At 72.0% G+C, this 24,851-nt stretch carries 22 protein-coding genes and 4 pseudogenes; 5 read left to right on the top strand and 21 right to left on the bottom strand.

Annotated features, from left to right (window positions below):
- Positions 1-50 precede the first annotated feature (50 nt).
- From E2C04_RS02300 to E2C04_RS02285, 4 genes are all read right to left on the bottom strand, one after another.
- Positions 51-1,394, bottom strand: a complete 1,344-nt coding sequence (locus E2C04_RS02300) for a dipeptidase (RefSeq protein WP_135831378.1) — start codon at positions 1,392-1,394, stop codon at positions 51-53.
- A 70-nt stretch (positions 1,395-1,464) separates the two neighbouring features.
- Positions 1,465-1,881, bottom strand: a complete 417-nt coding sequence (locus E2C04_RS17560) for a GNAT family N-acetyltransferase (protein ID WP_158630561.1) — start codon at positions 1,879-1,881, stop codon at positions 1,465-1,467.
- 394 nt (positions 1,882-2,275) lie between these two features.
- Complete coding sequence (locus tag E2C04_RS02290; protein WP_135831376.1) at positions 2,276-2,620, bottom strand: sterol carrier family protein; 345 nt, start codon at positions 2,618-2,620, stop codon at positions 2,276-2,278.
- A gap of 9 nt (positions 2,621-2,629) precedes the next feature.
- Positions 2,630-3,586 (bottom strand): helix-turn-helix transcriptional regulator, encoded by a 957-nt coding sequence (locus E2C04_RS02285; RefSeq protein ID WP_202977862.1) that lies wholly within the window; start codon positions 3,584-3,586, stop codon positions 2,630-2,632.
- Positions 3,587-3,649: 63 nt separating this feature from the next.
- On the opposite strand from E2C04_RS02285, the gene E2C04_RS02280 reads away from it, so the two are divergent.
- Together E2C04_RS02280 and E2C04_RS02275 are read left to right on the top strand one after the other, a co-directional pair.
- The gene (locus tag E2C04_RS02280) at positions 3,650-4,693 is read left to right on the top strand and encodes an ATP-binding cassette domain-containing protein (RefSeq protein ID WP_135831375.1); all 1,044 of its coding nucleotides are present in this window, start codon (positions 3,650-3,652) and stop codon (positions 4,691-4,693) included.
- Positions 4,690-5,469: an ABC transporter permease gene (locus E2C04_RS02275; protein WP_135831374.1), complete on the top strand. Its 780-nt coding sequence runs from the start codon at positions 4,690-4,692 to the stop codon at positions 5,467-5,469. Before E2C04_RS02280 ends, E2C04_RS02275 begins: the two co-directional genes overlap by 4 nt.
- Positions 5,470-5,490: 21 nt before the next feature.
- Here E2C04_RS02275 and E2C04_RS02270 read toward each other — a convergent pair whose 3' ends face one another.
- The 6 genes and pseudogenes from E2C04_RS02270 to E2C04_RS02245 form a co-directional block, all read right to left on the bottom strand.
- A complete protein-coding gene (locus E2C04_RS02270) occupies positions 5,491-6,234 on the bottom strand; it encodes a hypothetical protein (protein WP_135831373.1) in 744 nt (247 codons plus the stop codon).
- Positions 6,228-8,762 carry a fibronectin type III domain-containing protein gene (locus tag E2C04_RS02265; RefSeq protein ID WP_158630560.1) on the bottom strand — a complete coding sequence of 845 codons (2,535 nt, stop codon included), beginning with the start codon at positions 8,760-8,762 and terminating at the stop codon, positions 6,228-6,230. The genes E2C04_RS02270 and E2C04_RS02265 overlap by 7 nt, the downstream gene beginning before the upstream one ends.
- A complete protein-coding gene (locus E2C04_RS02260) occupies positions 8,759-11,410 on the bottom strand; it encodes a fibronectin type III domain-containing protein (protein WP_135831371.1) in 2,652 nt (883 codons plus the stop codon). Before E2C04_RS02260 ends, E2C04_RS02265 begins: the two co-directional genes overlap by 4 nt.
- Positions 11,411-11,525: 115 nt before the next feature.
- Positions 11,526-12,443: a 2-hydroxyacid dehydrogenase gene (locus E2C04_RS02255; RefSeq protein ID WP_135831370.1), complete on the bottom strand. Its 918-nt coding sequence runs from the start codon at positions 12,441-12,443 to the stop codon at positions 11,526-11,528.
- Positions 12,444-12,449: 6 nt separating this feature from the next.
- Positions 12,450-14,732, bottom strand: a pseudogene (gene purL / locus E2C04_RS02250) (phosphoribosylformylglycinamidine synthase subunit PurL).
- Positions 14,733-14,753: 21 nt separating this feature from the next.
- Positions 14,754-14,924 carry a Dabb family protein gene (locus E2C04_RS02245; RefSeq protein ID WP_268234019.1) on the bottom strand — a complete coding sequence of 57 codons (171 nt, stop codon included), beginning with the start codon at positions 14,922-14,924 and terminating at the stop codon, positions 14,754-14,756.
- A 102-nt stretch (positions 14,925-15,026) separates the two neighbouring features.
- On the opposite strand from E2C04_RS02245, the gene E2C04_RS02240 reads away from it, so the two are divergent.
- Both E2C04_RS02240 and E2C04_RS02235 read left to right on the top strand, forming a co-directional pair.
- Positions 15,027-16,148 carry a hypothetical protein gene (locus E2C04_RS02240; RefSeq protein WP_135831368.1) on the top strand — a complete coding sequence of 374 codons (1,122 nt, stop codon included), beginning with the start codon at positions 15,027-15,029 and terminating at the stop codon, positions 16,146-16,148.
- 102 nt (positions 16,149-16,250) lie between these two features.
- Positions 16,251-17,846: a glycoside hydrolase domain-containing protein gene (locus E2C04_RS02235; RefSeq protein ID WP_135831367.1), complete on the top strand. Its 1,596-nt coding sequence runs from the start codon at positions 16,251-16,253 to the stop codon at positions 17,844-17,846.
- A 51-nt stretch (positions 17,847-17,897) separates the two neighbouring features.
- On the opposite strand, the gene E2C04_RS02230 is transcribed toward E2C04_RS02235, so the two are convergent.
- The 11 genes and pseudogenes from E2C04_RS02230 to E2C04_RS02195 all read right to left on the bottom strand — a co-directional run.
- On the bottom strand, positions 17,898-18,389 hold the full coding sequence (locus tag E2C04_RS02230) for a DUF3817 domain-containing protein (RefSeq protein WP_229721349.1): 492 nt from the start codon (positions 18,387-18,389) through the stop codon (positions 17,898-17,900).
- Positions 18,386-19,053, bottom strand: a pseudogene (purQ, locus tag E2C04_RS02225) (phosphoribosylformylglycinamidine synthase subunit PurQ). Before purQ ends, E2C04_RS02230 begins: the two are co-directional and overlap by 4 nt.
- A complete protein-coding gene (purS, locus tag E2C04_RS02220) occupies positions 19,050-19,304 on the bottom strand; it encodes a phosphoribosylformylglycinamidine synthase subunit PurS (RefSeq protein WP_135831366.1) in 255 nt (84 codons plus the stop codon). The pseudogene purQ and the gene purS overlap by 4 nt, the downstream one beginning before the upstream one ends.
- A 126-nt stretch (positions 19,305-19,430) precedes the next feature.
- Positions 19,431-19,622 carry a hypothetical protein gene (locus tag E2C04_RS02215; RefSeq protein ID WP_135831365.1) on the bottom strand — a complete coding sequence of 64 codons (192 nt, stop codon included), beginning with the start codon at positions 19,620-19,622 and terminating at the stop codon, positions 19,431-19,433.
- Between the two features lie 24 nt (positions 19,623-19,646).
- Complete coding sequence (locus tag E2C04_RS20635; RefSeq protein WP_275106551.1) at positions 19,647-20,144, bottom strand: AMP-binding enzyme; 498 nt, start codon at positions 20,142-20,144, stop codon at positions 19,647-19,649.
- Positions 20,141-20,806: an AMP-binding protein gene (locus tag E2C04_RS19130; protein WP_275106550.1), complete on the bottom strand. Its 666-nt coding sequence runs from the start codon at positions 20,804-20,806 to the stop codon at positions 20,141-20,143. Before E2C04_RS19130 ends, E2C04_RS20635 begins: the two co-directional genes overlap by 4 nt.
- Complete coding sequence (locus E2C04_RS19125) at positions 20,803-21,996, bottom strand: AMP-binding protein (protein ID WP_238694400.1); 1,194 nt, start codon at positions 21,994-21,996, stop codon at positions 20,803-20,805. Before E2C04_RS19125 ends, E2C04_RS19130 begins: the two co-directional genes overlap by 4 nt.
- Positions 21,983-22,192 (bottom strand): sigma factor-like helix-turn-helix DNA-binding protein, encoded by a 210-nt coding sequence (locus E2C04_RS18410; RefSeq protein WP_202977861.1) that lies wholly within the window; start codon positions 22,190-22,192, stop codon positions 21,983-21,985. Before E2C04_RS18410 ends, E2C04_RS19125 begins: the two co-directional genes overlap by 14 nt.
- Positions 22,146-22,541 carry an RNA polymerase sigma factor gene (locus tag E2C04_RS02205; RefSeq protein WP_202977860.1) on the bottom strand — a complete coding sequence of 132 codons (396 nt, stop codon included), beginning with the start codon at positions 22,539-22,541 and terminating at the stop codon, positions 22,146-22,148. The genes E2C04_RS18410 and E2C04_RS02205 overlap by 47 nt, the downstream gene beginning before the upstream one ends.
- Before the next feature lie 183 nt (positions 22,542-22,724).
- Positions 22,725-23,435, bottom strand: coding sequence for a fasciclin domain-containing protein (locus E2C04_RS02200; protein WP_202977859.1), 711 nt, complete (start codon positions 23,433-23,435; stop codon positions 22,725-22,727).
- A 102-nt stretch (positions 23,436-23,537) separates the two neighbouring features.
- A pseudogene (locus E2C04_RS02195) lies at positions 23,538-24,387 on the bottom strand (phosphoribosylaminoimidazolesuccinocarboxamide synthase); the annotation flags it as partial.
- 171 nt (positions 24,388-24,558) lie between these two features.
- Between E2C04_RS02195 and E2C04_RS21770 the strand changes: the two are divergent.
- Positions 24,559-24,831, top strand: a pseudogene (locus tag E2C04_RS21770) (Ig-like domain-containing protein); the annotation flags it as partial.
- Positions 24,832-24,851: the final 20 nt, after the last annotated feature.

The raw sequence follows: 24,851 nt of genomic DNA, 5'->3' as shown, positions 1-24,851 counted from the left end.
CGCATGAGGCCCCCGCCGTCCCGGCGGGGGCCTCGTGCGTTGTCCGTCGGTCAGCGCTGACCGAGGTTGCGCAGCAGCAGCGTCTCGGCCAGCAGGACCTTCTCCCACTCGGCCAGGTGCAGGCCCTCGTTGGCGCCGTGGGCGCGGGTGTCAGGGTCCTCGACACCGGTCACCAGCACGCTCGCCTGCGGGAAGGCGTCGAGGAACTCGGCGATGAAGGGGATCGACCCGCCGACGCCCATGTCGACGGGAGCCGTGCCCTCCCACGCCTCGGTGAAGGCGGCGCGAGCAGCGTCGTACGCCGGTCCGGTGGCCTCGATCTGGGTGGCCTCACCGGTGTCGACGACGGTGGTGCTGAGCGTCGCGCCCCACGGGACGTGCTTCTCCAGGTGGGCCTGGAGCGCCGCCAGGGCGTTGGCGGAGGTGTCCGCCGGGGCGGTGCGCAGGCTGAAACGGGCGCGGGCCGCCGGGACCAGCGTGTTGGACGCACCCTCGACCTTCGGCGCGTCGAAGCCGGTGATCGACAGGGCCGGCTGCGTCCAGAGGCGCTCCACGACCGGGCCCGACCCGATCCACTCGATGCCGGGGGCAGCGCCCGACTCGGCGCGCAGACGCTCCTCCGGGTAGTCGACGTCGGCGGCCGGGCTGCTCTTGAGTCCCTCGATGACCAAGTTGCCGGCGTCGTCGAAGCAGGAGGCGATGAGCCGGCTCAGCGTCATGATCGCGTCGGGGACGAGGCCGCCCCACATGCCGGAGTGGACCGCGTGGGTCAGCGTACGCACCTCGACGTCGAGGCGGACCAGGCCGCGCAGGCTCGTGGTGAGCGCCGGCACGCCGATGTCCCAGTTGCCGGAGTCGGCGATGACGATGACGTCGGCGGCGAGCTCGTCCTTGTAGGTGGCGAGCAGGGCAGGCAGCGACTCCGAGCCCATCTCCTCCTCGCCCTCGACGAAGAGGACGAGGGTGACGGGGAGGTCGTCGCCGAAGGCGCGCGCCGCCGCCAGGTGGGTGATGACGCCGGCCTTGTCATCGGCGGTGCCGCGGCCGTAGAGGCGGTCGCCGCGCTCGGTGGGCTCCCACGGCGGGGAGTCCCAGTCGGCGTGGTCATTCTCCGGCTGCACGTCGTGGTGGGCGTAGAGCAGCACGGTCGGGGCGCCGGCCGGACCCTCCTTGCGGGCGATGACGGCCGGGGCGGAGCCGTCCTCGTTGCCCGAGACGATGCGGGCGGAGAAGCCCTCCGCGGCGAAGAGGTCACGCACGGCCTCGGCGCTGCGCTGGACCTCGCCGGCGCGGGCCGGGTCGGCCGAGACGGACTGGATCCGGACAAGATCCTCGAGGTCGCGGCGGAGGCCGGGAAGAAGTTCGGTGATGCGGGCACGCAACGCGTCAGTCATGCGCTCCACCCTAGCGGCGGCGTACGCGTGTCCCTCGCCGAGACCCACCCGGGACGCCCCGAGCGGAGCGTCAGGCAATCTGGCCCGGCAGCGACTGGTAGAGCTCGATCGCGACCTCGGTGGTCTCGAGACCGAGGCGGCGGTAGAGGCTGATCGCCGGACCCGTCGGGTCGGCGACCATCACCAGCTGGCGGGCACCACGCGCGACCGCGCGCTCGGCCATCCGGTGCAGCAGCGTCGAGGCGATCCCCTGACCCTGCCGACGCGGGTGAGTGGCGACGCTCTGGAAGCGGAAGACGCCGTCACCGGTGTCGTACAGGCCGACGCTGGCGGCCAGGCGCCCGTCGACGAAGACGCCCCACCGCTCCCCCAGCCCCGCCGCGACCAGGCGCTGCTCCTGACGGGCCTTCCCCTCGACGAAGGGGCGCTGGTTGTTCCGGTCGTCCGGGGCGAAGACGGCGAGGTCGAGGTCGACCCCATGTGCCACTCGTCCGGCGTCAGGGGCCGGATGCCGCCACCGGTGAAGGGACGCTCGGGGGCGACGAGGCGCTCGGCCGTCATCACGTGGGAGACGTCCTTGGTCATCCCGGCCGCCTCGAACTCGGTGACGTCGATTTCGACCGGGGAGTCGATGCCGATCGCCCGGTGACGCGCGGTTGCGAACCAGGTGTCGAAGGCGCCCATGACCTCGCGCGCGCCGCCGGGCAGCGGCATCCGGCGCAGCAGCATGAAGTTGCCCCAGTGATAGGTGGGGTTGTCCGGCGTCGTCACCAGCAGGTGCGTGCCGCAGTCGGTGACCGTGCTGCCGGCGGCGGCCAGGATCGCGATGTCGGTGCGGAAGCCGAGCGAGCTGATCTGCATGCGCACATCCTGCACCAGCGTCACCCGAGCGGGAGGTAGGGCGTCAGGTCGGCCCGCTGGCCGCTGGCCACGACCCGGCCCGACGACTCCGCCTCGGCCCACGACAGCTCGCCGCGGGCCAGCGCGATCCAGGTCTCCGCGTCCATCTCCACCACGGCCGGCGGGGTGCCGCGGGTGTGGCGGACGCCGGGGATGACCTGCACCGCCGCGAAGGGCGGCACGCGCACCTCGACGGAGTGCCCGGGCGCCCGCTCGTTGAGCACCGCCATGTAGTGCTTGGTGAGCAGCTTCAGGTCGGCGCGCGTACGTCCGGCGAGGGCCGCGGCGACCTCGTCACGGGTGGCGGCGCGGAGACGGGGAGGCATGCCTCGAGGTTATCCAGCGGCCCGGCCGAAGCGGGCGGCCACCTCGGCGACGGCCTCGGCCAGCGCCGGAGGTGACTCCACGGTGAAGTCGGCGCCGACCTCGCCCAGCACCATGAGCGGCCAGCCCAGGGAGTCGGCGTCCATCTCCAGCAGGGCGCCGTCGCCCACGGCACTCACCCTGCCCCACCGCCCCACGACCGCCGTGACCTGCTCGGGGGTGGCGTCGATCCGCACCCGCACCTCGTGGTGCACCTGCGTGCTCCGGATGCCGCTGCGGACGAACTCGACGGCGTCTCCCGCGGGCAGCTCGCGCGGGCGGAAGCGCTGACCGGTCGGCTCCGGCGCGCTGATCCGGTCGACGCGGAAGGTCCGCCAGTCCTGGCGGTCGCGGTCGTACGCCACCAGGTACCACCGGCGCCCGAGGGCGACCAGGCGGTGCGGCTCGACCCAGCGGTGGCTCGGCTCGGCGTCGCGGGCGGCGTAGCCGAAGCGCAACGGCTCGTCGTCGCGGCAGGCCTGCGCGATCGTGCCCAACACGCCGGCGTCGATCACCGGCGTGCCCGACCAGGGCTCCGGGGTGTCGGTCTGCGAGCGCACGGCGTCCATCCGCCGGCGCAGGTGCGGCGGCATCAGTCCGACCACCTTGGTGAGCGCCTGCAGGGCCCAGTCGGGCCCGCCCGCCACGGCGGCGGCGACCCCGGCGGCGCCCCGCAGGGCGACCGCGACCGCGACCGCCTCCTCGTCGGTGAGCAGGAGCGGCGCCATCGACCCACCGGCCCGCAGCTGGTAGCCGCCGGCGACACCGCGTACGGCGTCGACCTCGTAGCCCAGCTCGCGCAACCGCTCGACGTCGCGGCGCAGCGTACGGGCGCTGACCTCGAGCCGGTCGGCGAGCTCGCCGCCGGGCCAGTAGCGGTGGGTCTGCAGCAGCGACAGGAGGCGGAGCATGCGGTGGGTGGTGCTCATGAGATCGAGACTGGTTCTGATTGCGGCCAGGAACTGACCTGAATCATCCCTAGCGTCGATCCCATGACAACGACCTCATCCCACCTCCACGAGGGTGCCGCGATCGTGACCCGCGGACTCACCCGTCACTTCAACGGTCCGGGCAGGACCACCGTGCACGCCGTCGACGACCTCGACCTCGAGATCGGGCAGGGCGAGCTCGTCGCCTTCCTCGGCCCCAACGGCGCCGGCAAGACCACCACTCTGCGCATGCTGACCACGCTCGTCCCGCCGACGTCGGGCACCGCCCACGTGGCCGGCCACGACGTGGTCACCGCCCAGCGCGAGGTGCGCCGGTCGATCGGGTACGTCGGCCAGGGCAACGGCGCCGGGCTCCAGCAGCTCGGCCGCGACGAGCTGATCAGCCAGGGACGGGCGTACGGCCTCTCGCGCCGTGACGCCCACGCGCGTGCCGACGAGCTCATCCACGACCTCGACCTCACCGAGGTCGCGCGCCGCAAGGTCTCCACCCTCTCCGGAGGCCAGCGACGTCGCCTCGACATCGCGATGGGGCTCGTGCACCTGCCGCGCGTGCTCTTCCTCGACGAGCCGTCGACCGGGCTCGACCCGCAGAACCGCGCCAACCTGCAGGAGCTGGTGCGCCGGCTGCACCAGGAGACCGGCAGCACGGTCGTGCTGACCACCCACTACCTCGAGGAGGCCGACGCGCTCGCCGAGCGGGTGGTCGTGATCGACCGCGGTCGGGTGATCGCCGACGACTCCGCCTCGCGGCTCAAGAGTGGGCTGCGCGACCTGGTCGTGCTCGGCTTCGACGACGGCGACGCGGCTGCCCGCGCGACCGAACGGATGGCCCGCGTGGGTCGCGGCGCCACCCTCGACCAGGTCGACGACGTGGTGAGCCTGCGCTCGCAGGGGGCGCACGCCGAGGTGGGCGAGCTGCTCGTCGACCTGGCCGGTCAGGGCCTGCCCGTACGCAGCGTGGAGGTCGCCCGCCCCACGCTCGACGACGTCTTCCTCGAGCTCACCGGGCGCAGCCTGCGCGACGCCCACGAGGGCGCGACGACCGACCAGGACCAGACCGACCAGAAGGACGAGGTGGCGGCATGAGCACGCTGACCGCAGACCGCACCGCCCCGCGCGGCAACTTCTTCGGCGACACCCTCAACGTGATGACCCGCGAGCTCAAGCCGGTCTGGCGCGAGCCGATGTCGGTGCTCTTCGCGATGGTGCAGCCACTGGTCTTCCTGGCCCTCTTCGCGCCGCTGCTCCCGGAGCTGGCCGAGGGCTCGGCGCTGCAGTGGTTCGTGCCGGGCATCGTCGCGATGACCTGCCTGATGGGCGCCAGCTTCACCGGCGCCAACCTGATGGAGGAGATGCAGTCGGGCTCCCACGAGCGCCAGCTGGTCTCGCCGCTCGGGCGGCCGGCGCTGCTCGTCGGCCGTGCCCTGAAGGAGGTCGTGCCGATGCTGATGCAGACCGCGATCATCCTGACGGTCGTGACGCCCTTCAGCTTCGACCTGCACGTCGGCGGGGTGCTGGTGGGGCTGCTCATCCTGGCGCTCTTCAGCATCGGGATCGGGGCGCTGTCGTTCGCGCTGGCGCTCGCCTCGAAGGGCCAGGACTGGATGTTCTGGACCGTGCAGCAGACCTTCCTCTTCCCGGTCCTGCTGCTCGCCGGCGTGCTGCTGCCGGTCGAGGGCGCGCCGCGGTGGATGCAGGTGGCCTCCGACCTCAACCCGCTGACCTACGTCGTCGAGGGGGTCCGTGCCCTCTTCGCCGGCCAGTTCGCGCTCGACACCGTGGCTTCCGGCTTCGCCGGGGCTGGCGTGGTCGCTGCGCTGGGGATCGTGGTGGGCGTCCGGTCGATGCGCCGGGCCGACTGAAGCCAGGCAGATCCACTCGGCTCAGCTGGCCGAGTGGATCTGCACGTCGAGCTCCAGGTCGTCGCGCGAGCTCTCCCCGACGGGGACGAGGTGGACGACGAAGCCGGTCGCGTGGTCGAGCACCACGTCGTACGCCTCGGGGAAGACGGTGCCGGGCCGCGGCTCCGGGCCGCCGGCCTCGACTTCGGCGCGCACGCTCACCTCGCTCCACACATGCTCGCAGCAGCCGCACCTGGGGTCGTACCCCTCGATAGGCACGCAGCGCGCCGCCCACGCCGTACGTCCGTGGTGCCGCACCTCGCGCACGTCGCTCACCTCGACGCCCCGGGCGAGCTCACGGGGGTCGAGCATGGCGACCCAGCGGTAGTTGCCGTACATCGGGTCGTCGGGGTCGAAGTAGGGCTGCCAGGCACCCGGCCAGGACTCGTCGTCGGGGCGGACCAGGACGAGACCGTCGTCGCGGGTGATCGGGGTGAGGTCGCGGGCCCGGACGGCCGGGGGGTGCAGGTCCGCGGCGACCGGGTCGTCGTCGGGGTACCGGCCGGGCATCTCCTCGTAGGCCCGCACGACCACCACCTGGCCCCTGTTCCCGGGGTCGTCCACCCACCGGTGGGTGCCGTGCTCGTCGCGGACCGTCACCGTCCCCGGGCGCTCCAGCCACGCCTCGACCTCGCCGGTCCCGTCGCCGCGGTGCGTGAAGTGCGCGGTCGAGCAGCGCCACGGGGAGGACCGGGCGAGGGCGCGGAAGGCGTCGGGGGTCAGCACGCGGCCAGTCTGGAGCCACCACGGCGGAAGTTCGACCGATTTCTGCGCCGCAGGAGCGCAGACCACGCGAACTTCCGACGTGATGGCCCCTCCGGGCCGGACGAACACGTCAGCGGATGCGGATCTTCACCCAGCGGCTGTACTTCGACGTGCCGGCAGCGTTGCGAGCCCGCGATCCGCACCCGGTAGGTGCCGGGCCGCAGCTTCTTGAGGGTGATTTGGCGGGCCGACCCCTTCACCACGCGGTCCTTCACCCGCTTGTTGGGCGCGATGTCGATCAGGTAGCTGGTGACCTTGGCGCCGTTGGCCTTGGCCGCCTTCCACCGGAGGACCGCGTTCTTGCCGCGCACCGTCACCTTGGGCGGCGCCATCTGGCTCGGGGCCTTGGCCTTGGGGCCGGGCTTCGGCGGGGCCACCGGGGTGACGGCCGCCGAGGCGGCCGACTCCGGCGAGGCGCCGACTCCGTTCACCGCGGTGACCGTGAAGGTGTGGCTCGTGCCGTTGACCAGGCCCGTCACCGTCGTCGACGTGACGCCAGCGCCCACCTCGACGACCTTCTTCACCGCACCACCGGCGTACGCCCGGACCACGTAGCCCGTCACCGGGTCCCCGTTGCCAGGGACCTCGGCCCACGACACCGTCACCGCGGCATCGCCGCCCACCACCGACGGCGCGGCCGGTGCGTCCGGGACACCCGCCGGGACCACCGGCACCGACGGCAGCGAGGCCGCCGACGAGCCCACCGCGTTCACCGCGCTCACCACGAAGGTGTAGCTCGTCCCGTTCACCAGACCCGTGACCGTGGCCGACCGCTGACCCGCAGCCGCCGTCACCGTCCGGACCTCCTGGCCACCAGCCCGCACCGACACGGTGTAGCCCGTGATCGGCGAACCGTTGTCATCCGGGGCGACCCACGTCACCGTCACGGCGGCATCGCCACGCACCACCGACGGCGCGGCCGGTGCAGCGGGGACACCCGCCGGGACCACCGGCGCCGACGGCAGCGAAGCCGCCGACGAACCCACCGTGTTCGACGCCGCCACGGTGAAGGTGTAGCTCGTGCCGTTGACCAGACCCGTGACCGTGGCAGACCGCTGCCCCGCAGCCGCCGTCACCGTCCGGACCTCCTGGCCACCAGCCCGCACCGACACGGTGTAGCCCGTGATCGGCGAACCGTTGTCATCCGGGGCAGCCCACGAGACCGTCACGGCGGCATCGCCACGCCCCACCGACGGCGCGGCCGGTGCAGCGGGGACACCCGCCGGGACCACCGGCGCCGACGGCAGCGAAGCCGCCGACGAACCCACCGTGTTCGACGCCGCCACGGTGAAGGTGTAGCTCGTGCCGTTGACCAGACCCGTGACCGTGGCAGACCGCTGACCCGCAGCCGCCGTCACCGTCCGGACCTCCTGGCCACCAGCCCGCACCGACACGGTGTAGCCCGTGATCGGCGAACCGTTGTCATCCGGGGCGACCCACGTCACCGTCACGGCGGCATCGCCACGCCCCACCGACGGCGCGGCCGGTGCAGCGGGGACACCCGCCGGGACCACCGGCGCCGACGGCAGCGAAGCCGCCGACGAACCCACCGTGTTCGACGCCGCCACGGTGAAGGTGTAGCTCGTGCCGTTGACCAGACCCGTGACCGTGGCAGACCGCTGACCCGCAGCCGCCGTCACCGTCCGGACCTCCTGGCCACCAGCCCGCACCGACACGGTGTAGCCCGTGATCGGGGAACCGTTGTCATCCGGGGCAGCCCACGAGACCGTGGCCTGCCGGTCGCCACGCGTGGCCTGCACGCCCGTGACCGTGTCGGGCGCCAGGGCAGGCACCACGAGGCTGGGGGTGGCGGGGCTCCACCGGGACCAGCCGCCCGCGTTGTGCGCGCGCACCCGGTAGCTGACCGGCTGGCTGGCCGGACGGTTGCCGAGGGCGTGGACGTACGACGTGCTCGTGGTCGTGAAGACCTCACCGGTCGGCACCAGCTCCACCTCGTAGGAGTCGATGACGTTGCCGTCCTGGTCCGGGGCGACCCAGCCTAGTGCGACGCGACGGTCGTCGCGGACCGTCGCGGTCGGGGCGGCCGGGGTGCCCGGAGCCCCCACGACCACCGAGGGCCCGTCGACGAAGAACGTGGAGTTCCCCGCCTCGTCACGCAGCGGGTAGACCGACAGCGTCCGCGTGCCCAGCGCGCTGAGCGCGGCGAAGGTGTACGTGCCGCGGTAGACGCCGTCGTACTTGTCGCCGGAGATCCGCGTCATGCTGCCGAGGCCGCCGCCCCCGCCGCTGAACGTGAAGTTCGGCGAGCCCTGCAGGCCGGAGCCCTCGTCGGTGACACGCATCGTCACCGTGACGGTCCCGCCGAAGAGCGAGACCCGGTCAGGGGTGACCGTCACCTCGGACATCCGCGGCGGCGTCGTGTCGGCCTGCGGCGTGACCGGCGCCGTCGGCGCCGAGGTGGTGCTGCCGGCGCTGTTCGACGCGGTGACGGTGAAGGTGTACGCCTGGCCGTTCGTCAGCCCGCTCACCGTGCACTCGGTTGCAGGCGAGTGACGTCGAAGGGGAACTGGAACGTCGAGCACTCCTGCCCACCGGGACTGGCCCTCACCACGTAGTCGGTCGGGCCGCTTCCGGGACCACCGTCCGGCGCGTCCCAGGTGACGTGGGCAGAGTTGAGGACGGCGCGGGCCTTCACGTTGCGCGGGACTCCGGGCTTCACCTCGGGGGCCTGGTCCCAGGTCAGGGTGAAGGGGCCGACGCCGCCTGCACGGCTGTACCCGTCGACGGCGACCAGGTACCGCGTACCGGCCTGCGCCTTGAACCAGATGGAGGCGTGCATGCCGTACGTGTAGTTGGCGCCCGGCTGCTCCCACCACGACCCGGGGTCGCCCTGCATGACGCTCAGCGTCGTGCTGCGGCCGGCGCCACCGCCGGAGGTCGACATGCTCACCCAACCGGTCGACGTCGGGGTCCATGCGTACCAGACCGAGTAGCCGCCGGCCCCGGTTCCGTACGGGACGGGGTCGGTCGCCTCACGAGTGGCAGACGTGTTGTCACCGACGACCGACCCACTCACCCCGGCGATGACCTCGGCCGCGGCGACGGCGTCGTTCGACGGCGCGACCGGTCTCGCGACGGTGATGGTGACCTGGGCGGTCGGGGACTGCCCGGCGGCGCTGACGGCGGCGACGCCGACGACGTACGTCCCGTCGGGGTATCCACCGTCACGGGTCAGGTAGGCGCCGCGCGCCGTGGCACCCAGCTGCCCCAGATGGACACCGTTGAGGTACACCGCGTAGCCGGTGACGGGCTGGGTCCCGGAGTCCGCCGGCTCGCTCCAGGTGACCTCGAGACGTCCGTCCTGCTGGTTGTGGCTGCCGGCCAGGTTCCGAGGGGCGCTGGGGGCGACGGGCGGAGGCGCCTGCGTCGTCGCGGTGACCGAGGCCCACTGGCCCGCACCCGCCGCGTTGACCGCGCGCACCGAGAGTGTGTACGAGGTCTCGGGCGCGAGGCCCGCGAAGGTGTGGCTGCGTGCGGTGGCGGCCAGCGTGTGGCTCTCGGACGAGCCCGAGCGCGTGACGACGTACGCGGTCACCGGACCGCCCGCGAGCTCCGCAGGCTCGCTCCAGGTGAGGGTGACGCTGTCGAGCCCTGCCGTGCCCGTCGTGAGGCCGGTCGGCTCGGAGGGGACGCCCGTGGTGCCCTCGACCGTGCAGCCCGGGGCGGTCACGGTGTAAGACCCGAGGCTGCCGTAGTCGTCGTAGCCCAGGGACGCCCACTCCCCCTGCCCGGCGCCTTCGACCGTCACGACCCAGCCGTGACCGGCCTCGGGCACGACCAGGGCGGTGTCCAGCCCGGTCGCCCTGAACATCGTGCCTCGACCGGACGCGGGCGCCGAGACGGCGCGCTGGGCGCCCGTGGCGTCGTACAGCACGGCCCTCACGTCGAGGTTGGGCGCGAGCGCGCTCGGCGCGACCTCGACCACGGAGCCGGCGGGGCACGAGCCGAGGAGGTAGGAGTCGACGTCGTCGCGCGAACCGATCAGGGCCTGGCCGGTCGGCAGCGGGGAGGCGGCCATGACCGCGTCGGAGGCGTCGTCGGCCCGCGCGCCCAGGTAGCCGGTGAGGATCGCGACGTCGTCCTGGGGGTTGTCGGCGTCGACGTAGGAGCCGCGGCTCCACTGGCTCAGCGGGACGCCGTAGCCGACGCCCATGATCGGGGCCCAGATCCCGTGCCCCTCGTAGTAGCCCAGCGTGGAGGTGCCGTCGTGCTGGAGGTCGAGGTTGTGCCCGGCCTCGTGGCTGGCGGCCTCGGCGACGTACTTGGCGCCGTCACCCAGGGCCTGCGGGAAGACCCAGGCGGGCTGCGTGTAGGTGCCGACGCGGTCGAAGACCCCGAGGAAGGCCACGCCGCCGCACTGGCGGTTGCAGATCTTGGCGTAGGCGTCGTCGCTCGGGCTGACGAGGACCCGCGTGCCGTAGACGCCGTCGGAGGAGGAGCTGCGCACCATCGCGTCCTGGCCCGGGTCCTGGGTGGTGACGTTGACGTCGAAGGGGGCGTAGTCCTCCGCCACGATGGCCCACACCTGCTGGATCTTCACCAGCTCGTCGTCGCTGAAGGCGGGGCCGTTGCCGGCCGGGTCCCAGGCGGGGTGCGCCCCGGCGAGTACGCCGTTGCTGGCGTTCCACTGGGTACCGGTGACGGTGGCGCCGTCGAAGTCGAGCAGGATCGTGAGGGCGGCGCCGGGGTTGCTGTTGAGCGAGAAGGTGCCGGCCAGCGGCGCGATGCGCTCGGCGGACGCCGGCTGGGCGTCGAGCGTCTCGGGCGCCGGGTCGACGTAGTAGACGGCTCCGTCCCGGGCGACCCAGGCAGTCTCGTCCGTGCGCAGCAGCGTACGCAGCTCGGTCGTCGAGAGCTCGTTGCGCGCGGCCGCCACGGCGACCTGGTCACCCAGCTCACGCAGTGCCTCCGGGCCGTTGACCGGGGCGTCGAGCAGCGGCGCTGCCGCGGTCAGCTCGACGTCGGCCCCTGCCGTGGACGGGGCCGCGGACGGGGCGGCAGGTGGGGCGGTGGGCTCGGCGGCTGCGGCACCGGGGACGAGCCCCAAGGAGGCCGGCACGAGGAGCACTGCCACGAGGGCGCTCAGGGGACGACGGTACTGACTCACAGCCTTCACGCACGGACTCTAGGTCGCGGGCAGTGCCTGCGTCCGGCGAACGCCGGAGCCGGGGGCCGACTGTGGCCCAGGCGACACGGGGGCGGTGCCAGCGGCGCCGGCGGGGGTCAGCGGGTCAGCTGCGGTGCACGACGTGCTGCGGCTCCTGGCCGGCCACCAGCCGCTCGGCCTGGCTGCGCACCAGCGCCGCGATCCGCGGCAGCATCGCGGTGGTTCCACCGGCCACGTGCGGGGTGATGAGCACCTCCGGCGCCGACCAGAGCGGGTGTCCGTCGGGCAACGGCTCGGGGTCGGTCACGTCGAGGGCGAAGCGCAGGCGACCGGCCTCGGCGAGCGCCGCGTCGGTGTCGACGACGAGCCCGCGGGCCACGTTGACCAGCAGGGCACCGTCGGCCAGCTTCGCCAGGAAGGCGGCGTCGACCATCTTCTCGGTGCGCTCGGTGTGCGGCACCAGCAGCACGACGACGTCCTGGTTGGGCAGCAGCGCCGGCAGGTCGCCGAAGCCGTGCACCTGGTCGAGCAGGTCGTCGGTGCGCGGGCGGCTGGCGACGCCGGTGACGCGAGCCTTCATCGGGAGGAGCCGCTCGGCGAGCGCGCGGCCGATCGAGCCGTAGCCGAGGATCAGGACCCGGGCGTCGGCGAGCGACTGGCGGCCGGGCATCTTCACCCAGCGCCCCTCGTCCTGGTGGCGCACGGCCTCGACGGTGCCGCGCAGCACCGCCAGGATCATGCCGACCGCGTGCTCGGCGGTGGCGTCGTCGTGCACCCCGCTGCCGTTGCACAGGGTCACGCCGGCGGGCAGCCGCTCGGGGACGCCGTCGTAGCCGGCCGACTGCAGCTGCACGACGCCGAGGTGGTCGATGTCGCCGGCGCGGCTGACGACCTCGGCGCTGGTGGCGTACGCCGGCACCCACAGGTCAGCGCGCGACGGCGCCGCACCCGTGCCGTCCCAGACCGACACCTCGGCGCCGTCGACCCGCCCGATCGCCTCGGCGAGCGGGGCGGACGGGACGACGACCTGCAGCGGCTCCACGCCGGCTCAGCCCAGCGCGGCGGGGAGGGTGGCGGACCAGACGCCCTTGACCTCGGCCACGGGCACCGAGAAGGCGCCCTCGACGACGAGCTCGTCTCCGCCGGTACGACCCAGCGCGGTGACCGTGACGCCGTGCTCGGCGGCGAGCGCGGTGAAGCGCTCGGCCTGCTCGTCGGTGACGGTGACCAGAACACGGGCGGCCGACTCGGAGAAGAGGGCGACGAAGGCGTCGTCGGCGACCCCGGAGACGTCGACCGTGGCGCCGATGCCGTGGCGGAAGCCGGCCTCGGCCAGGGCGATCGCGAGACCACCGTCGGAGAGGTCGTGGGCAGAGGTGACCAGACCCTCGGTGGAGGCGGTGGTCAGCACGTCGGCCAGCGCCTTCTCGGCCGCCAGGTCGATCTTCGGCGGGAGGCCGCCGAGGTGGCCGTGGACGACGTGGGCCCACTCCGAGCCCGACAGCTCCTCACGGGTCTCGCCGAGCAGCAGGACCTGCTCGCCGGCCGCGCGGAAGTGGCTCGGGGTGCGCTGCGCGACGTCCTGGATGACGCCGAGGACGGCGACGACCGGGGTCGGCAGGATCGCGGTCTCGCCGGTCTGGTTGTAGAGCGACACGTTGCCGCCGGTGACCGGGATGCCGAGCTCGAGGCAGGCGTCCTTGAGGCCGCGGCAGGCCTCGGCGAACTGCCACATCACGCCGGTGTCCTCCGGCGAGCCGAAGTTGAGGCAGTCGGAGATCGCCAGCGGGGTGGCGCCGCCGGTGGCGACGTTGCGGTACGACTCGGCCAGCGCGAGCTGGGCGCCCGTGTAGGGGTCGAGCTTGGCGTAGCGACCGTTGCAGTCGGTGGAGAGCGAGACGCCGAGGCCGGTCTCGTCGTCGACGCGGACCATGCCGGAGTCCTCGGGCTGCGCCGAGACGGTGTTGCCGCGCACGTAGCGGTCGTACTGGTCGGTGATCCAGGACTTGTCGCAGAGGTTGGGGCTGCCGACCAGGGTGAGCAGCGTCTGCTTGAGCTCGTCACCCGACGCGGGCCGCGGCAGCGCCTCGGCAGCGTCGGCCTGCAGCGCGTCCTGCCACTCGGGGCGAGCGTACGGGCGCTCGTAGACGGGGCCGTCGTGGGCGACCGAGCCCGGAGGCACGTCGACGACGCGCTCGCCGTGCCAGTCGATCTCGAGGCGGCCGGTGTCGGTGACCTCGCCGATGACCGTGGCCTCGACGTCCCACTTGCGGCAGATCTCCATGAAGGAGTCGACGTTGTCGGGCGTGACGACGGCCATCATCCGCTCCTGCGACTCGCTCATGAGGATCTCCTCGGGAGCGAGCGTGGAGTCGCGCAGCGGTACGAGGTCGAGCTCGACGTGCATGCCACCGTCACCGGCCGAGGCCAGCTCGGAGGTGGCGCAGGAGAGGCCCGCTCCGCCGAGGTCCTGGATGCCGGAGACGACGCCCGCGGCGAAGAGCTCGAGGGTGCACTCGATGAGCAGCTTCTCCATGAACGGGTCGCCGACCTGGACGCTGGGGCGCTTGGCGGGGCCGCCCTCGTCGAAGGTCTCGGAGGCGAGCACCGAGACGCCGCCGATGCCGTCGCCGCCGGTGCGGGCGCCGTACAGGATGACCTTGTTGCCGAGGCCGGTGGCGTTGGCGAGGTGCAGGTCCTCGTGGCGCAGGACGCCGATCGCGCCGGCGTTGACCAGCGGGTTGCCGAGGTAGGTCTGGTCGAAGACGGCCTCGCCGCCGATGTTGGGCAGGCCCAGGCAGTTGCCGTAGCCGCCGACGCCGGCGACGATGCCCGGCAGCACGCGGTGGGTGTCGGCTCGTCGAGCGGGCCGAAGCGCAGCGGGTCCATCACGGCGACCGGGCGGGCGCCCATCGCGAGGATGTCGCGCACGATGCCGCCGATGCCGGTCGCGGCGCCCTGGTAGGGCTCGACGAACGACGGGTGGTTGTGCGACTCGACCTTGAAGGTGACCGCGTAGCCCTGGCCGATGTCGATGACGCCGGCGTTCTCGCCGATGCCGGCGAGCATCTTGCCGACCGGGGTTCTCCTGCGGGATCTCACCGAACTGCTTGAGGTGCACCTTGGTCGACTTGTAGGAGCAGTGCTCGCTCCACATGACCGAGTACATCGCCAGCTCGGAGCTGGTGGGGCGACGCCCGAGGATCTCGCGGATGCGTGCGTACTCGTCGGCCTTCAGGCCGAGGTCGGACCACGGCTGCTCGCGCTCCGGGTCCTGGGTGGCGACGGCCACCGTGTCGAGCTGACTGGGGGTGCGGGAAGTCTCGGCCACAGGGAGCAATCTACCCGGCGCTCAGGACAGGAAGTTCGGGCCTGCGCTCTGGATGAACACCTTCGACTCCAGCACCGGCTTCACGTGCTCCTCGACGACCGCCACGTGCGCGGGGTGGGCGCCGTACGCGGCCCACGACTCCTGGGTGTCGAAGGTCATGGCGAAGAGCACGTCGGCGTTGCCCTCACGGATCGGGCCTCGCTGCTTCGAGCCAGCAGGTCAGGCGCGGGAACTGGCCTCCTGTGCCACGATGCGGGCACCCGTCACCTCGGCCCCGAACCCGCAGGGAGTGCCATGCCGGTCACCATCGACGAGCCGTCCGTCGCCGCCCGCGTTGCCCTGCGCCGCGGCAAGCAGAGGCTCGGAGTGGCCGAGCTCCGCGTCCACCTCGACGGGCTCGACCGGCATGAGTCCTGGCGCGCCACCGAGGAAGCCATTGCCGCCGAGCCGAGCCTGGCCCAGGGCAGCACCGCCTACCCGACCGTCGGGGGAACGCTCGCCCTGCTGACCCTGGCCTCCCGGCCGGTCGCCGCCATGGCCACGCTCCGCTCGTTCGCCGAGCGCCTGAACAGCCGCGGTCTGCACGGATCGGTCGTCGCCACCGACGCACCGGCGTCGCGGAGTGGCCCTCGCAATCTCTCCGTCCCCGTCGCGCTGGCGGGGTTCACCATCGACCCACCCGTCTCCGCCGGACCGTTCAACGACGCCCGGGTCCCCGAGCCTCGCTGGTCGGCAGCACCGGCTGGTCACGCCGCCTGGCTCGACCACGTGACCACGCTCGTGGACGCCGCTGCGGCAGGGCGCATCGGCGACTGCGCCATGGTGCCCACGCACCCGGAGCACACCCGCGAGGCCATCGAGCTGGAGCTGGAGCGCCGCAGCGAGTGCGACCTCCTCACCTACGCCACCGAGGTCGGGACCGAGTCAGGGCCGGAGGTCGTGCGCGACGTGGTGACGATGGGCAGCCTGGGCAGGGTGACCTGGGGCACGGCACCCCGGGACGGCGACCCGAGCGGTGGCGGCGTGCGGGCTGCGTACGCGCTCGAGGCCGCGCTGCGGCGGTTCGCGGCCCACCTCGACGTCGGGTTCGTGGGGCACTGCGCCGCCACCACCTCTGCCCACCTGCACCTGACCGGGAACAGCCCCTGGCGCACCCGGCGGCACCTGTGGGCGTCGTACGTGCCGGCGCCGCACGCCGTGCAGCTCCTCACCACCGACCACCTCGACCGGGCCAGCGACCTCTCCGGCTGGCACGTCGAGGGCGTCGCTCCGCAACGATGGCTCGTCCGTCACCCCGACCTCGAGGCGTGGTTGACGCAGGCCCCCGACGCGGGGCTGCTGGCGCAGGCGGCGAGCGACTTCGGGGCCATGGTGCTGACCCGCGAGGAAGCAGCCCGGAACCCGCTGCACCCCTGACCTGCGAAAACTACACGTTTGTAGTTAGACCCCAAGTCTGTGACTCGTGTGACTCGTGGGGTTATCGTGCGAGAACTTCCCCTCGTACCACCGGAGTCAGCCATGCCCTCGCAACACCCCGCACGCACCCTCGTACGACGCCTCGGCGCCGCCGCAGGGACGCTGGCGCTCAGCGCCGCCCTGCTCACCACGACGACGCCCGCAGCCACCCCCGCGACCCCGGTCGTCGCGGCCAAGGCGGCCGCGAAGAAGACGGTGACCAACCCCGTCACCCCCGGCAACTTCCGTGGCTACGGCTTCGACCAGTGCCTCGCGCCGACGCAGGCGAAGATGGACGCCTGGTTGAACCACTCCCCCTACCTCGCCGTCGGGATCTACATCTCCGGCGACTCCCGCGCCTGCCGCGACCAGCCGAACCTCACGCCGACCTGGATCTCGACCCAGCTCCGCAAGGGGTGGCGCCTGCTGCCGATCGCGCTGGGCCCGCAGGCCTCGTGCCTCGACCGCTTCCCGCGGTACGACGACGACTTCAAGATCGACCCGACGCCCGGCAAGGACGGCCGCTACGGCAAGGCCCGCAAGCAGGGCGCCCGGGAAGCCGAGAAGAACGCCGCCGACGCGGAGGCGCTGGGCCTGCGCCACGGCAGCACGCTCTGGTACGACCTCGAGGGCTTCACCCTCTCCAACACGCACTGCCGCGAGTCGGCGCTGGCCTTCGTCTCGGCGTGGGTCAACCGGATCCACCAGCTCGGCTACGTCTCGGGCATGTACTCCGGCGCCAGCTCCGGCATCAAGATGGTCGACGACGCCCGCGTCGAGCGCCCGGGGAAGTTCAAGCTGCCCAAGTTCATTTGGATCGCCCGCTGGGACGGCAAGGCCAACACCTCCACCGACTACATCCGTGAGGACGGCTGGCGTCCCGGTGGCCGGATGAAGCAGTACCTCGGCGGCCACGACGAGAAGTACGGCAACGTCACGATCAACATCGACACCAACTACCTCGACCTGGGCAAGGGCAACAACCCCGGCACCGAGGTGCGCTGCAACGGGATCAAGACCTCGTTCGGCTCCTACCCCGCGCTGAAGCCGGGCACGACGTACAAGGGTCGGGTCCAGGCGCTGCAGTGCGCCCTGAAGGAGCAGGGCCACTACCCGTGGCGCATGCACGGCAAGTACAACAAGCGCACCCAGGCGGGGGTCGCGGCGTGGCAGAAGGCCAACGGCCTGCCCACCTCCACGACGTTCTCCGAGAGCAACTGGGTGCGGATGCACTCCCTCGGCGCCCGCCCGGTGCTGAAGGTCGGCTCGGCCAGCAACGCCGTCCGTCGCCTGCAGCGCGCGCTGGTCGCCACCGGCGTGACGAAGGAGGTGCCGACCGGCATCTACGACGGCAAGACCAAGGCGGCGGTGAAGAGCTATCAGAAGCGCCGCAAGATGACCCAGACCGGGATCGCCAACCCCGTCGTCTGGCGCTACCTGTACGCCGGGTGCGCTGACCCGAGCTGGTTCGGGGTTTCGGGCGCGGCGCCGCCGCGACTCGGAAGGAAACTCAGCAGCCTTTCGCGCGGTCGTACGCTCAGCGCACCGCGACTCGGGCGGAGTTTCCTTCCGAAGCGCGCGAGCCGACGACGCGAGGCGTCCCAGCGACACCGACAACCCAGCAGGCAACCAGACGAACGAGGCCCGGCCCCCGCGTGAGCGGGTGGACCGGGCCTCGTTGTGCTGCAGAGCTGCGTTGCCGCGCAGGCGTCAGTGCTCGCCGCCGGGCGGGCCGATCAGCAGGGCGACACCAGTGAGCACGATGACGGCGACGACGCCGATCACGACGCCCAGCACCGGCTTGCGGATGACGAAGGCGGCGGCCTTCTCGAGGATCGAGCGGGGCTCCTGCTCACGCAGGCGCCACTCGTCGGAGACGAGGTTCTTCTTCTCGGCGTGGTGGTCGAACCACAGCGTCACGAAGGGCGGGATGGCGCACAGGACGCCCAGCACCAGCTGGCCGAACTTCCACTTCTGGTCGACCCAGAGCAGGCCGTTGGTCAGGCAGTAGGCGATGAAGACGACGCCGTGCGCCATGCCGAAGACCCTGACCGCGAGGTCGGTGGTCTCGGTGCCGTACTTGAGGAAGAGACCGAGCAGCAGCAGCGACCAGGTGACGGCCTCCGCGCGCGAGATCCACAGGAAGAAGCGGCGCGGCGTGACCGTCGTCGTGGTCGCAGCCGCGGTGGTGGTGCGGGTCACGCAAAGACTCCTTCGACCAGGCTCGTGAAGAAGCCCAGCCCTTCGGTGCCGGGGCCGGTCATGGCCTCGACGGCGTGCTCGGGGTGCGGCATGAGGCCGACCACGTTGCCGCGCTCGTTGGTGATGCCCGCGATGTCGCGCGCCGAGCCGTTGGGGTTGACGTCGAGGTAGCGGGCGACGACGCGCCCCTCCCCTCGAGCATGTCGAGGGTCGCCTCGTCGGCGATGTAGTTGCCCTCACCGTTCTTCAGCACCACGGTGATCTCCTGGCCCTGGGCGTACGCCGAGGTCCAGGCGGTGGTGTTGTTCTCGATGCGCAGCTTCTGGTCGCGGCAGACGAACTTGCGGTGGTCGTTGCGGATCAGCGCGCCGGGCAGCAGGTGCGACTCGCAGAGGATCTGGAAGCCGTTGCAGATGCCGAGCACGGGCATGCCCTTGCCAGCCGCCTCGATGACCTCGGTCATCACCGGCGAGAAGCGCGAGATGGCGCCGCAGCGCAGGTAGTCGCCGTACGAGAAGCCGCCGGGCAGGACCACCGCGTCGACACCCTTGAGGTCGTGGTCGCCGTGCCAGAGCGCGACCGCCTCGTTGCCGCCGATGCGGACGGCACGCTGGGCGTCGACGTCGTCGAGCGTGCCCGGGAAGGTGACGACACCGACCTTCATCGGGCGTCCGCCTCGACGCGGACCTCGAAGTCCTCGATCACCGGGTTGGAGAGCAGGGTCTCGGCCATCTGGGCGACCTCGGCGAGGATCTCGTCGGTCACCTCACCCTCGAAGGTGAGCTCGAACCGCTTCCCCTGGCGTACGTCGGTGACGCCGCCGAAGCCCAGGCGCGGGAGGGCGCCGAGGACGGCCTTCCCCTGGGGGTCGAGGATCTCGGGCTTGGGCATGACGTCGACGACGACTGTGGCCACGGGGCTGCTCCTGTGCGCGCGGGGAAATCTCCGCGGCGAGTCTATCCGCCTCCGGGCGACGTCATCACCAACGGTCGCTCCCGCGACCACTGGTGATGACGTCCGCCACTCAGGTCCCGGCGCCGGCTACTTGGGCTGGCCCTTGACCGCGACGATGACCAGCGCCAGCCCGAGGCCCGCGACGATCGGGCCGATGGTGGCCCAGATCTCCACACCGCTCATCGCCGACCCGCCGATCCAGCCGAGTCCCTGGAAGGTCCACACGGCGCCGGAGATGAGCATGAGGACGCCGAGCGCGATGCCGAAGGACTTGGCCATGGCGCGCAGCCTACGGTCAGCGGCTCACAGCTCGCGCTTGAGGATCTTGCCCGTCGCGGTCATCGGCAGCGACTCGCGGAACTCGACGATGCGCGGATACTTGTACGTCGCCATCTGCTCCTTGCCCCAGGCGAGCAGCTCGTCCTCGGTCACCGTGGCCCCCGGCTTGCGGATCACCACGGCCTTGATCTCCTCGCCGTGGCTGTCGTGCGGGACCCCGATCACGGCGGCCAGCGAGACGTCGGGGTGGGTGAGCAGGACCTCCTCGATCTCGCGGGGGTAGACGTTGTAACCACCGCGGATGATCAGGTCCTTGGTCCGGTCGACGATGTAGTACCAGCCGTCCTCGTCGACGCGGGCCAGGTCGCCGGAGCGGAACCAGCCGTCGCGGATGACCTCGGCGGTCGCCTCGGGGCGGTTGTAGTAGCCCTTCATGACGTTGGGGCCCTTGATCGCGATCTCGCCGACCTCGCCCTCGGGCACCTCGTCCCACTGGCCGGGCTCGGGGTTGATCAGCTTCATCTCGACGTCAGGGATGGCCGGGCCGATGGAGCGACGCGCACCGGCTCGCCGAACTTCGAGAAGCTCGCGACCGGCGAGGTCTCCGAGAGGCCGTAGCCCTCCATGATGGTGATCCCGAAGCGCCGCTCGAACTCGCGGTGCACCTCGACCGGCAGCGCGGCGCCGCCGGAGACCGCGACGCGCAGTTGTTCGGCGAGCGCCTTCACGTCGACGCCGGAGTCGTCGAGGACACCGAGCAGGCCCCAGTACATCGTCGGGACGCCGGCGAAGAAGGTGATCTTCTCCGCGGCCATCAGCTGCAGCGCCGCCTCGGCCTCGAAGCGCGGCAGCATCACGATGGTGCCGCCGAAGGCGATGGCGCTGTTCTGGATCACCGTCTGCCCGAAGGAGTGGAAGAGCGGCAGCACGCAGAGGTAGGTGTCGGGGTGCTCCGCGTCGGCCCCGAAGAGCCGGTCGGAGGCGAGCGCGTTGGAGAGCATGTTGGTGTGGGTCAGCTCGGCGCCCTTGGGCTGGCCGGTGGTGCCCGAGGTGTAGAGGATGACCGCGCCGTCGTCGCCCGACAGCTCCGGACCGGTGAAGTCAGCGGCAGCGCCCCCCATCGCGCCGACCATGGTGTCGGTGCCGGGGATCGGCGACGGCGCACCCATCTGGGCGGTGATCACGAAGAAGTGCTCGCACGAGTCGGTGGCCGTGAACCCGGCGTACCTCCTGCCCCATGGGCAGCGGGCGTGCCCTCGAAGCAGAAGTAGGCCTTCGCCTCCGAGTCGGCCAGGTGGTAGGCGACCTCGCGTCCCTTGAGCAGCACGTTGAGCGGCACCACGGTCGCCCCGGCCTTGAGGATGCCGTAGTAGGCGATCGTGAAGTAGGGCAGGTTGGGGCAGGTCAGCGCCACCTTGTCGCCCGGGCCGATGCCGCGTGCGGCCAGCAGGCTCGCGCAGAGCGTGGAGTACTGGTCGAGCTGGGCATAGCTGAGGCGCATGTCGCCGATCACGAGCTGTGCGGTCGCCGTAACGGGCGGCGGTGTCCGAGACAGGGACGCGAGATTCGTCATGGAGCGAATGTAGTGGTCCGCACCACACGGGGGAGTACCCGGAGCGCGTGGCTCAGGCGATCTCGCCGCGCGCCAGGCTCGTCCCGGAGTGCACCGGGTTGCCGTCGTCGGGCTCGAAGGAGATGTCGACGATCCGGTAGCCTGGTCGAGCAGGCGCTCGGGGAAGTCGAAGTCGCCGGCCTCCCCGACAGGCAGGAGCCCGAGGGAGACCATCCGCTTGCCGTCGACGTTGATCAGCCACACCTCACGGGTGCCGTCGGGGCCGCCGAGGTCACTGGCCTCGACGTGCAGGACGAGGTGGTCGTCGGCACGGCGTACGACCGCAGCACCGCGGTCCTCCGCCGCCGCGTCGAGGGAGGCCAGGGGGGCCTCGCCCAGGACCTGCGCCTGCGGAGTGGCGTCGTCCTTCTCGTCGGGCTGGACGACCCAGGCGCCGAGGCCGACCCCGGCAGCCAGGGCGACCGTGGCGGCGACGGTGGCCAGCCAGGTCGGGACGCCGCGTCGCGGCTGGCGAGCGAGGTCACCGGGGCGGGCGCCGCTGCCGGCGCACCGGCCGGGCGGTCGATCTCGGCCTTGACGGCCTCCCAGACCGAGGGGGGCGGGGGCGTCAGCGTCGTACCGCCGCCGGCCGCGATCAGCTCGAGGGTCTCGCGCAGCGCCGCGACCTCGTCGGTGCAGCTGGGGCAGGAGGCGAGGTGGTCGCGCGCGTCGGCGTCGAGGGCCGAGCTCGGCCGGGTCGTCGCCCATGGCGAGGGCGGCCAGGAGGTCGGTCGCGACGTGGTCGTGCTCAGGCGAACTCATGACGCACCTCCTCCAGCGTCCGTCGTAGGTGGACCAGCCCGCGTCGCAGGTGGCTCTTCACGGTGCCGAGCGGCAGCCCGGTCCGGGTCGAGATCTGTTCGTGGGTGAGGTCCTCGTGGAAGGCCAGTCGCAGGATCGTACGCCGCGGCTCACCCAGGTCGTCGACCTGCCTGGGCGAGCACAGCCGGTCGACCACGCGCCCGTCGCGTCGGGAGCGAGGGCCTCGTCGGTGGCGGACGCGCCTCACCAGCCGGAGGCGACCTTCGGGCGTCCGGCCCGTCGCGGTCGGCCACCCGGCGGCGGGTGATCCGATCAGCCAGGCCGGCAGGGCTGGCGGTCGGGGGAGGGTGGCGGCTGCGCCAGGCCGAGATGAAGACCTGCTGCGTGACGTCCTCCGCCTCGTGGTGGGCGCCGAGCGCGCGAAGGGCCACGGAGTGCACGAGCGGGGACCAGCGGCGGTAGACCTCTTCGAGGCAGTCACGGTCGCCGTCGCGCAGCCCGGCAGCCAGGTCGACGACCGTCCGCTCGTCGGTTCGGGCGCTCACGCCGACACCGTACAGCCTGTCGGTCAGCGCCCGGGGCGTCTGAGGAGGCACGGTGGCGAGCGGCGTCGTGGCCGGCCGCCCCGCGACGCTCTGCGTCCCGGGACGGCCGGCGACCGAGGTCGGGCCCGGGGGCCCGAGTGCGGTGCTCACGACTCGACCTCACGACTCGAGCGGTCGACCAGGTCAGAGGTCGATCGGGCGCAGCACGCGGTCGATGCCGTGCGCGATCTGCTTGTTGCCCTTGTTGATGTCGACCTTCGACAGGATCACGCGCGGGTTGCGGTTGTTGGGGTCGCGGTCGAGCAGCTTGATCTGCGGCTTCTTGCCCCCGCGGACCTTGACCTTGAAGGTGCCGCCCTGCGCGGTGGTGAGCACCGCGTTGTTGGCCTTGAGGGCCGCCTTGCTGTTGATCTTCACGCCCGGCACCACGTGGTAGAGCAGGACCTGCTCGATGGTGTCGACGCCGGCCACCTTGACCAGGGTGTTGAAGATCCGCTTCTCGGACTTGAGGCGCTTGCCGGTCAGGTCCTGGGCGAGCAGGCGGAAGGCCTCGTCGTTGGGGATGAAGGCGGTCAGCTTGACGCTGCCGTCGGCCAGCAGGGCGACGGGCGACTCGGGCTTCGCCTTCACCACGGCCAGGGCGGCCTCGGTGACGATGTCGAAGTCGTTGCGGTTCTTGTCGAAGTGGTTGCCGTCGGAGGTGAGGACCTTGACGAGCGAACGCTCCTTGGGGCGGCGTTGGCCGGGCTGACCGGGCCGACGGTGGCGAAGACGGTGGCGGCCGTGGCGAGGGCTGCGATGGAACCGGTGAGGCGCTTCATGGGACTTCCTCTCGATCGTCCGGGCGCCACCGTGGCGCCCTGTTGCCCTCTTCTCCGCAGTTGTGCCCCGCACGGATGCACCTGGAGGAAAGAAATCGAGAAAAAGTTCTGGGAGCGCCTGGACGCGCTCTTCGAGCTCGCTCAGCCAGCTGGGCGACCTCGGTCAGAAGGTGAGGCCGGTGAGGCGCTCGTACGCCTCCACGTACTTCGAGCGGGTCAGCTCGACGACCTCGATGGGGAGCGACGGGGGGGGGTGTCGGAGGAGCGGTCCCAGCCCGAGGCGTCGGAGGTCAGCCAGTTGCGCACGATCTGCTTGTCGTACGACGGCTGGATCAGGCCCGGCTGCCAGTCGGAGGCAGGCCAGAAGCGCGAGGAGTCCGGGGTGAGGACCTCGTCGCCGAGCACGGTGGTGCCGTCGGTGCGGGCGCCGAACTCGAACTTGGTGTCCGCCAGGATGATGCCGCGCTCGCGGGCGACCTCCTCGGCGCGGGCGTAGATCGCCAGGGTCAGGTCACGCAGCTCGGCGGCGCGCTCGGCGCCCACGACGCCCTCGACGGCGGCGTACGAGACGTTCTCGTCGTGGTCGCCCACGGCGGCCTTCGCGGCGGGGGTGAAGATCGGCGACGGCAGCCGGAGCCGTCCTCGAGGCCGGCCGGCAGCGCGATGCCGCAGACCTCGCCGGTGGCCTCGTAGTCGGCCAGGCCGGAGCCGGTCAGGTAGCCGCGGGCCACGCACTCGACGGGGTACATGTCGAGGTTCTCGCAGATCACCGCCCGCCCGGCGACGGCGTCGGGCACGTCGGTGGAGACGACGTGGTTGGGCACCAGGTCGGAGAGCTGGTCGAACCACCACAGCGACATCCGGGTGAGGATCTCGCCCTTGTCGGGGATGGTCGAGGAGAGGACGTGGTCGTAGGCCGAGATCCGGTCGCTGGCCACCATGAGGAGGCGGCCGGCGTGCTCGCCCTCGTCGATCCGGTACAGGTCGCGCACCTTGCCGCTGTGCAGGTGGGTGGTGCCGTCGATCGCGGGAGCAGCGGGAATGTTGAGGTCGGCCACGCCCAGAGCCTAACCACCGTTCGGCGTCGTGCGGACCTGAGCGCTCCCCGTCGGACAGTCCACAGCCGCCGGCCCGCCCCCGGGGACGACTGGCGATACGCCTGCGGAGCGTCGGCGCCAGCCGCTAGTTTCCTCCCCATGCGCAGACTGACTTCACGCCTCGCCGCCCTCCTCGCCACCGGTCTGGTGGCCTCGACGCTGGGGGCGCTCTCACTGGCCGCCCCGGCCAACGCCGCCCCGCCGGTGGTCGTCGACGACACGATCACGATGTACGAGAACACCATCGCCCTGCCCGAGCTGCTCGCCAACGACACCGACCCCGACGGCGACGTGCTGGAGGTCTGCCGCATCCAGGAGGTGCTCGAGGGCAAGGTGATGTTCGGTGACCTGCTGGGCATGACCGTGCTGCTCGCCGACGCCAAGTCGGCCGG

The organism is Nocardioides daphniae, assembly GCF_004777465.1.
Taxonomy (GTDB): Bacteria; Actinomycetota; Actinomycetes; order Propionibacteriales; family Nocardioidaceae; genus Nocardioides; species Nocardioides daphniae.
Note: the sequence above shows the minus strand (reverse complement) of the source record. Positions and strands in the feature narration are given on the sequence as shown.

Excerpts from the sequence above, each read along its gene's own strand:
- E2C04_RS02300 (WP_135831378.1), bottom strand. The coding sequence starts at position 1,394 with ATGACTGACGCGTTGCGTGCCCGCATCACCGAACTTCTTCCCGGCCTC.
- E2C04_RS02290 (WP_135831376.1), bottom strand. The coding sequence starts at position 2,620 with ATGCCTCCCCGTCTCCGCGCCGCCACCCGTGACGAGGTCGCCGCGGCC.
- E2C04_RS02285 (WP_202977862.1), bottom strand. The coding sequence starts at position 3,586 with ATGAGCACCACCCACCGCATGCTCCGCCTCCTGTCGCTGCTGCAGACC.
- E2C04_RS02280 (WP_135831375.1), top strand. The coding sequence starts at position 3,650 with ATGACAACGACCTCATCCCACCTCCACGAGGGTGCCGCGATCGTGACC.
- E2C04_RS02275 (WP_135831374.1), top strand. The coding sequence starts at position 4,690 with ATGAGCACGCTGACCGCAGACCGCACCGCCCCGCGCGGCAACTTCTTC.
- E2C04_RS02240 (WP_135831368.1), top strand. The coding sequence starts at position 15,027 with ATGCCGGTCACCATCGACGAGCCGTCCGTCGCCGCCCGCGTTGCCCTG.
- E2C04_RS02235 (WP_135831367.1), top strand. The coding sequence starts at position 16,251 with ATGCCCTCGCAACACCCCGCACGCACCCTCGTACGACGCCTCGGCGCC.
- E2C04_RS02215 (WP_135831365.1), bottom strand. The coding sequence starts at position 19,622 with ATGGCCAAGTCCTTCGGCATCGCGCTCGGCGTCCTCATGCTCATCTCC.
- E2C04_RS20635 (WP_275106551.1), bottom strand. The coding sequence starts at position 20,144 with ATGAAGCTGATCAACCCCGAGCCCGGCCAGTGGGACGAGGTGCCCGAG.
- E2C04_RS19125 (WP_238694400.1), bottom strand. The coding sequence starts at position 21,996 with ATGAGTTCGCCTGAGCACGACCACGTCGCGACCGACCTCCTGGCCGCC.